General features: G+C 68.5%; 7 protein-coding genes. 4 read left to right on the top strand and 3 right to left on the bottom strand.

The features are described 5' to 3' along the window. The first annotated feature begins 323 nt into the window (after nt 1–323). The 4 genes from ACGFZL_RS02990 (at nt 324) to ACGFZL_RS02975 (ending at nt 3,767) form a co-directional block, all read left to right on the top strand. Complete coding sequence (locus ACGFZL_RS02990; RefSeq protein ID WP_393688631.1) at nt 324–2,000, top strand: Eco57I restriction-modification methylase domain-containing protein; 1,677 nt, start codon at nt 324–326, stop codon at nt 1,998–2,000. A gap of 12 nt (nt 2,001–2,012) precedes the next feature. Next, nucleotides 2,013–2,738 (top strand): PaeR7I family type II restriction endonuclease, encoded by a 726-nt coding sequence (locus tag ACGFZL_RS02985; RefSeq protein WP_393688629.1) that lies wholly within the window; start codon nt 2,013–2,015, stop codon nt 2,736–2,738. Nucleotides 2,739–3,061: 323 nt separating this feature from the next. After that, a complete protein-coding gene (locus ACGFZL_RS02980) occupies nt 3,062–3,451 on the top strand; it encodes a VOC family protein (RefSeq protein ID WP_393688627.1) in 390 nt (129 codons plus the stop codon). Nucleotides 3,452–3,530: 79 nt separating this feature from the next. Continuing rightward, complete coding sequence (locus tag ACGFZL_RS02975; protein WP_393688625.1) at nt 3,531–3,767, top strand: hypothetical protein; 237 nt, start codon at nt 3,531–3,533, stop codon at nt 3,765–3,767. Between the two features lie 31 nt (nt 3,768–3,798). Here ACGFZL_RS02975 and ACGFZL_RS02970 read toward each other — a convergent pair whose 3' ends face one another. From ACGFZL_RS02970 to ACGFZL_RS02960, 3 genes are all read right to left on the bottom strand, one after another. Continuing rightward, nucleotides 3,799–4,962: a Cmx/CmrA family chloramphenicol efflux MFS transporter gene (locus ACGFZL_RS02970; RefSeq protein WP_393688623.1), complete on the bottom strand. Its 1,164-nt coding sequence runs from the start codon at nt 4,960–4,962 to the stop codon at nt 3,799–3,801. 183 nt (nt 4,963–5,145) lie between these two features. Then, complete coding sequence (locus ACGFZL_RS02965) at nt 5,146–5,718, bottom strand: Uma2 family endonuclease (RefSeq protein ID WP_393688621.1); 573 nt, start codon at nt 5,716–5,718, stop codon at nt 5,146–5,148. A gap of 29 nt (nt 5,719–5,747) precedes the next feature. Continuing rightward, complete coding sequence (locus tag ACGFZL_RS02960) at nt 5,748–6,677, bottom strand: oxidoreductase (RefSeq protein ID WP_393688619.1); 930 nt, start codon at nt 6,675–6,677, stop codon at nt 5,748–5,750. Between the last annotated feature and the right edge of the window lie 100 nt (nt 6,678–6,777).

The following is a 6,777-nucleotide window of genomic DNA, read 5'->3' as shown; positions in this document are numbered from 1 at the left end:
AACAACGGCTCGATCACCGTCCACGCGACGTCAGATATCTCCCCATCCCTCACGACCAGACCAACGATCGGATGATCGGAAAGACACTCCCTAGTGAACGACGATCGCGACGGCGGTTCTCGGTCACGCGTCCGTGCTCTGCGGCGTCACGTGGACCCCTCAGGGCGGTCAGAATGGGCGCAAAGATCGTCTGCATGCAGAAGGTGCTCGCTCGTCCCGTGCTGTACGCCCATCGACTGAACGCCTCCGCGATCCTGTTATTGACTGACTACGCTCTGTGGATGGAAGTCGGGCTTAGGAACGTCCAGCGGTAATGTCCTCGCGTGGCAACTTTCGCGCTATTCAGCACCGACGATCTCTCCATTCCCCAGTCTCTGCAGGAGGCCGTGGAACACGGTGAGGTGTTCACGCGTGCCTGGGTGGTCGAGCTCATCCTGGACCTTCTCGGGTACACGGCGGAGAAGGACCTCTGTGATCTGAGACTCGTGGAGCCGGCCTGCGGCGGTGGCGCCTTCCTGGCCGTGATCGCATCCCGAATGAGCGCGGCATGCCATGCGCACCGGCGTCCTATCGCCGACGCGATCGACGCCGTCCGGGCCTTCGACCTGCTGGACCGGAACGTGGAGCAGAGCCGGACGCTGGTCACAGCAACGCTGCGAGAAGCGGGCTGGGACCAGAGGGATTCTGCAAGGGTTGCCAGAGCGTGGGTGAGGCAGGGTGACTACCTTCTGCAGCCGGACGCCGAGCACCGCGCCGACTACGTCGTTGGCAACCCGCCGTACATCCGGCTTGAAGAAGTCCCCGATGACCGGATGGCCGCTTACCGCCGTTCCTGCTCCACGATGGGTGGCCGAGCCGACATCTACATCGGCTTCTATGAGAAGGCCCTGCGCAGCCTCAACCGAGGCGGTCAGCTGGGATTCATCTGCGCCGACCGCTGGATGCGGAACCAGTACGGCCGGCGGCTGAGGGAATTGGTGACCAAGCACTTCAGCATGGACCTGGCCCTTGTGATGCACGACGTCGACGCCTTCGATGATCAGGTCTCGGCCTATCCGGCGATCACCCTCATCTCCAACAAGGCCCAGGGCGCAGCGGTCGCTGCGAACGCGAACCGAGCCTTCGAAGCGCGGCAGGCGCGGAATTTCACCGACTGGTACCAGCAGGGCGAGCCGCCGACGCTCGCCACCGCCTCCTGCGAGGCCGCGCGCATGCCTCACTGGTTCCCGGAGGAGGATTCGTGGCCGGCCGCCTCGCCGGCGAGGCTCGCGGTCCTCGAGGATCTCACCGAGCGGTTCCGGCTCCTCGAAGACACCGAGACGGGAACCAGAGTCGGTATCGGCATCGCCACCGGTGCGGACAAGATCTTTCTCACCCAGGACAAGGACCAGGTCGAGGAGGACCGGCTGCTCCCCATGGCCATGGTCCGTGACACCACCAGTGGCACGATCGCCTGGGACGGTACGTACCTGGTCAACCCCTGGACACCCAGCGGCGACCTGGTCGACCTCGATGCGTATCCGCGTCTCGCCTCCCACTTCGAGAGGCACGGTGAGGCACTGCGTAAGCGCTACGTGGCGGTCAAGCAGCCGCAGCGCTGGTACAAGACCATCGACAAGGTCGACCACCAGCTCACCAGTCGCCGGAAGCTGCTGTTTCCGGACATGAAGCTGAGGATCCATCCGGTCCTCGACGAAGGTGGCCTGTACCCTCACCACAACCTGTACTTCATCGTCTCGGACGTCTGGAACATGCGCGTACTCGGTGGCCTGCTGCTGTCGAAGGTCGCGGAAGCATTCGTGGAGGCGTACGCGGTCAAGATGCGAGGGGGCACCCTCCGCTTCCAGGCGCAGTACCTTCGGAAGATCCGCGTTCCAGATCCGGCGACGATCAGCGAGAGCGACCGGGTCGCTCTCGCCGCAGCCTTCGACAAGCGGGACGTGGAGGCCGCCACCGAGGCTGCTTTGCGTGTCTACGGGCTCGCCGGGTTGCCTGACTAGGAGGAACTGATCTTGACGGTCACCCGCCAGGACTTCGAGGACGCCATCGCGGCGTACTGGGGTGCCAAGGAGCTGCAGAGGGAGCAGTCGACGATCAAGGCCGCTGTCGGGGCGGGCACGGCGGGTTCGGTACGAGGCGGCAAGCACTTCGACGCCATTGCCGTCCTGTTGTCGAAGTTCTTTCTCGATGCCGGCTACCCGCCAGAGAGTATCCGCGTCACCAAGTCGCAGGGACTTGAACTGCCGGGCTACTACCGGCCCCAGAAGCAGTGGGACCTCGTGGTCGTCCACGAGAACGTCCTGGTGGCGGCGTTCGAGCTGAAGGCACTCGGCGGGCCGTCGTACGGCAACAACTACAACAACAGGGTTGAGGAGGCGCTGGGCAGCGCCGTGGACCTACGCCGAGCAGCCCTCGCTGAGCTGTACCCGAAGGAGAAGCCCTGGCTGGGCTACTTCTTCATCATGCAGGACGGTGCAGGATCCCGGAGGCCGGTGAAGACGGCCAAGGGCGCTCTCCCTTCGGATGGGATCTGGCACAACACCTCGTATCAGGACCGTTTCGGGATCTTCTGCGAGAGGCTCATGGGTGAACAGCTCTACGATGCCGTGTGCTACGTCACGTCCTCGGTTGAGAACCCGAAGCCGATCGAACTGGTCGAGAGCCTCGACTGGCGTCACTTCTCCGCTGCCATAAACGCCCGCCTCACGTACCTCAAGGACCTCGGCATCCCCAGGTGACTGCGGTGCCCGAGGGCGTGGGCGACGTGGGGCCGCTGGGCGCTCGGGTGAAGCATGGCTCGATGCCCTGCGCTGGTTCGGCGGAGTGAGGCAGGGGCGAAGGGGCCGGCGTCGCCGAGCGGCCAACCTGCTCGGCGCGTTCACGCTCGCCGTCGACTGTCTGATCTGCCACCGCCGCCGGCGATGGTCAGCTCCGTCCACGGGCGCCCTGAAAGGGCCGCGCGCATCTTCGAAGGCGTGACTAAGATCGAGGGCGACATCGCGTGTCGGTCACCGGCTGGGTGAGGCATGGAGGTGTCGGGGCATGCCTTCGGAGGCATTCCATGTCAGTCGAGTTGAACCACACGATCGTCCACGCCAAGGACAACCGGGAGTCCGCGGAGTTCTTCACCGGCCTACTGGGGCTGGAGATCACCAGCGAGTGGGGCCCGTTCATCGCGGTCGCCCTGAGCAACGGCGTCACGCTGGACTTCGCCACCATCCCCGCGGACCGCATCACCCTGCAGCACTACGCCTTCCTGGTCTCCGAGGAGGAGTTCGACGCGGCGTACGCGCAGATCAGGCAGCGCGGCATCGAGCACTACGCCGACCCCCACCAGAAGCACCCCGGCACCATCAACCACAACGACGGCGGCCGAGGCGTGTACTTCGTGGACCCGGCGGGCCACGCCATGGAACTGATCACCGTGCCGTACGGCGGCCGGCCCGAGTAACCCGACCATGTCCTCCGGTCTCAGCCCCGGTGCGTCGGGGGCCCTTCGCCGTTTCGCCGGGTGGCCCGCCCGGGGTTCGGTGGGCCACCCGACGCTCCGGGGGATCGACTACTGGGAGGAGCTGCGGGAGTCGCCCTCCCAGCTGGAGACCTGCGTCGCGATTTTCGCCAACGTCCTCGAACTGGACGACCACGGGGAACCGCTCAACGAGAATTACGCCGAGCGCAGGGCCGCCACCTGGCTCCACCGCTACTGCACCGGAGAGCTGCCCCCGGGCGAGCCGGACCTCGAGCCCTGGGAGTGCCGGCTTCACTGACCGGGCAATGGACTCACGCCGACCGTCTCCCCTACCGGCTGCCGGCAACGGCGTCGGGACGGAAGGCGAACGCGGTGAGCAGCGCGACCGCCACGAGAGATCCACTGGCCCAGAGCGGCCCGCGACCCCCCGCTTCGGTGCCGAGCGAGGTCGCGGCGATGACAGGGCCGACGGCGGCGCCGACGTTGAGGGCCACGGTCGCGTACGAGCCGGCCATGGTGGGCGCTCCCGCGGCCTCGTAGAGGACCCGCGTGATCAGCGTGCCGCCCAGTGCGAACGACAGCGCGCCCTGCACGAACACGAGGACGAACAGGGCGACCGGCTCGTCGGCCAGCACGGCCAGGGCCGGCCAGCCGGCGACGAGCAGCGGACCGCCGACGGCGACGACGAGGCCGGGACGCCGGTCGGACAGGCGGCCGGCGACCGTGACGCCCACGAAGGAACCCGTGCCGAAGAGCACCAGAGCGACGGAGATCCGCAGCTTTCCCAGCCCGGCGGTGTCGGTCACCACGGGGGCGAGAAAGGTGAGGCTTCCGAACGTCGCCGCGTTCACCAGCGCGCCGAGCAGCATCACCAGGATCAGCGGTGGCCTCGTCAGCCGCGCGAGTTCCGCTCGCATCTCCGGCCGGTCAGTCGCCCCGTCCGCCCCACGCCCTGCCGGAACAGCCCGCAGGACGCCGAGCGTTGCGGGCAGACAGAGCGCGGCAACGGCCCAGAACGCGGCCCGCCAGCCGAGCAGCGTGCCGAGGACCGACCCACCGGGGACACCGGAGACCATGGCGACCGTGGTGCCCGACAGCAGCACGGCCAGTGCGCGGCCCTTCCGGTCGGGGGAGACCAGGGCGGTGGCCGCCGTCAGAGCGACGGCGAGGAACCCCGCGTTCGCGAGAGCGGCGACGACGCGGGAAGCGAACATGACGGGGAAGCTCGCGGTCAGGGCGCCCACGACGTGAGCTGCGGCGAAAGCGAGGACGAACCCGAGGAGGCAGGAGCGCCTGGGCCAGTTGCGGGCGAGCGCGGCGACCACGGGGGCGCCGACGATCATGCCGATCGCGAAGGCCGAGGTCAGCACGCCCGCCGTCCCGACGGTGACGTCGAGATCCGAGGCGATGTCCGGCAGGAGACCGGCGAGCATGAACTCCGAGGTGCCCATGGCGAACACCGCCACGGCGAGCAGATACAACGGAAGAGGCATCGAGTGACTCCGAGGTGAGGAGAGAACGAGAAGGTCGTCTCGCCACCGCGGCCAACCCCGAGAGTGGGCTCAGTGATTCAAGTGATTCAGGGGGCTGACGGCGTGACCGAAAGCCCCCACTTCGTCCGACTCAGGATTCGACATGACCCGCACGCTACCCGACCGGAGCCGGCCGAAGCACCCTCAACCGTCCCGCCCGTACCGCCGGAACTCCGCCGTCTCCACCCGCCACGGCCCGAATGGCACCGAGTCCCCGAAGATGTACGGCTCCTTCCGGGCGTACCGCCCCCCGCACGGCTCGGAGTGCACCTCGATCGTGCCGGTGCGGGGGTCGACGATCAGGTAGTGGGGGATGCCCATCGCCGGATAGTCGGCCAGCTTCTCCGCGTAGTCGTTGCCCGGGTTCGAGGGCGAGACGATCTCCACAGCGGCCAAGACCTCCGTGGAGTCGACCGCGAGGCCCTCCTCGTCGAGTACTGCTTCGGGGATGACCACTGCGTCGGGGCGGCGCATGCGTCCGATCGCCGGATGCTCGATTTCGGGGCCGGTGGCACAGATGCAGCCGGGGTGGGTCGTGGGAAGCTGGGCGTTCAGCTGTCGGCTGATCCGCCAGACCGCTCCCTCGTGCCGCTTCGAGGGAGACATCATCGCCAGTATGGGACCGGACGGGCCGATCTCGACGCGCCAGGCTCCTTCGAGCCCCTCGGCATAGCTCCCGAGCTCTTCGGCGATGGCGCGCATCCTCGCGTAGTCCATGGCCCCGAGCGTACTGAGAATCGGCAGCCTCAGCCCTCCCGGCGGTGCACCGCGTCCAGGCGGGCGAGGTCCGCCTCGGTCAGTCGCAGGGCGCCCGCGGCGATGTTCGCCGTCAGGTGGGCGGGGTCGCCGGTGCCGGGGATGGCGAGGACGTGTCGGCCTCGGTGGAGGGTCCAGGCGATGCGGACCTGTGCGGGGGTGGCCCCGTGGGCCCGGGCCACGGCCGTGACGGCCGGGTGGTCGAGGGCACCGCTCGCCAGGCCGGCCTCCCGCCCCGCCGCGGCGATCGCGTAGAACGGCACGAACGCCACGCCCTGCTCGCCGCAGGCGTCGACGAACGCGTCCTGGTCGGGTCGCACCCCGAGCCCGTACATGTTCTGCACGCACACCACCGGCGCGATGGCCCGGGCCTCGGCGAGGTGGGCGGGGGTGACGTTGGACAGGCCCAGGTGCCGGATCAGTCCGGCCCGGCGCAGCTCGGCGAGGACGCCGAAGCGCTCGGCGACGGAGTCGGTCCCGACGATCCGCAGGTTGACGACGTCCAAGTGGTCGCGGCCGAGCTGGCGCAGGTTCTCCTCGACCAGTCCGCGCAGCTGGCCGGGCCCGGCGTGGGGGAGCCACGCGCCGGACGGGTCACGGGGCTGCCCGACCTTCGTGGCGATCACCAGGTCGTCCGGGTAGGGCGCCAAGGCCCGGTTGATCAGCTCGTTGGCGGAGCGCAGCGGGGAGAAGTAGAAGGCGGCGGTGTCGATGTGGTTGACGCCGAGCTCCACCGCCCGGCGCAGCACCCGGATCGCCTGGTCGCGGTCGCGGGGGACGGCGTCGGGGACGAGCGCCTCGCCGGTCTGGGGCAGCCGCATCGCGCCGAAGCCGATCCGGTTGACGGTGCGGTCGCCGCCGAGCTGCCAGGTGCCGGACGCCCCGGCGAAGGGGCTGGGGGGGTGTGAGGTCGAGGTCATGGCGGAAGCATCCGGGCCCGTTAGAGTGGCCGCCATCGATTCACGTATACGCGAATCCTCCGGGAGGTGGGCGGCACGGAGCTGGCCTTCTCGGCGAGCG

The organism is Streptomyces sp. NPDC048182 (genome assembly GCF_043202555.1).
GTDB lineage: Bacteria > Actinomycetota > Actinomycetes > Streptomycetales > Streptomycetaceae > Streptomyces.
The sequence above is the reverse complement of the archived record's forward strand: the minus strand, read 5'-3'. Positions and strand labels throughout refer to the sequence as shown.

What these genes read in the sequence shown, in the direction of transcription:
- ACGFZL_RS02965 (WP_393688621.1), bottom strand. Translation starts at nt 5,718, where the DNA reads ATGGACTACGCGAGGATGCGCGCCATCGCCGAAGAGCTCGGGAGCTAT.
- ACGFZL_RS02970 (WP_393688623.1), bottom strand. Translation starts at nt 4,962, where the DNA reads ATGCCTCTTCCGTTGTATCTGCTCGCCGTGGCGGTGTTCGCCATGGGC.
- ACGFZL_RS02980 (WP_393688627.1), top strand. Translation starts at nt 3,062, where the DNA reads ATGTCAGTCGAGTTGAACCACACGATCGTCCACGCCAAGGACAACCGG.
- ACGFZL_RS02960 (WP_393688619.1), bottom strand. Translation starts at nt 6,677, where the DNA reads ATGACCTCGACCTCACACCCCCCCAGCCCCTTCGCCGGGGCGTCCGGC.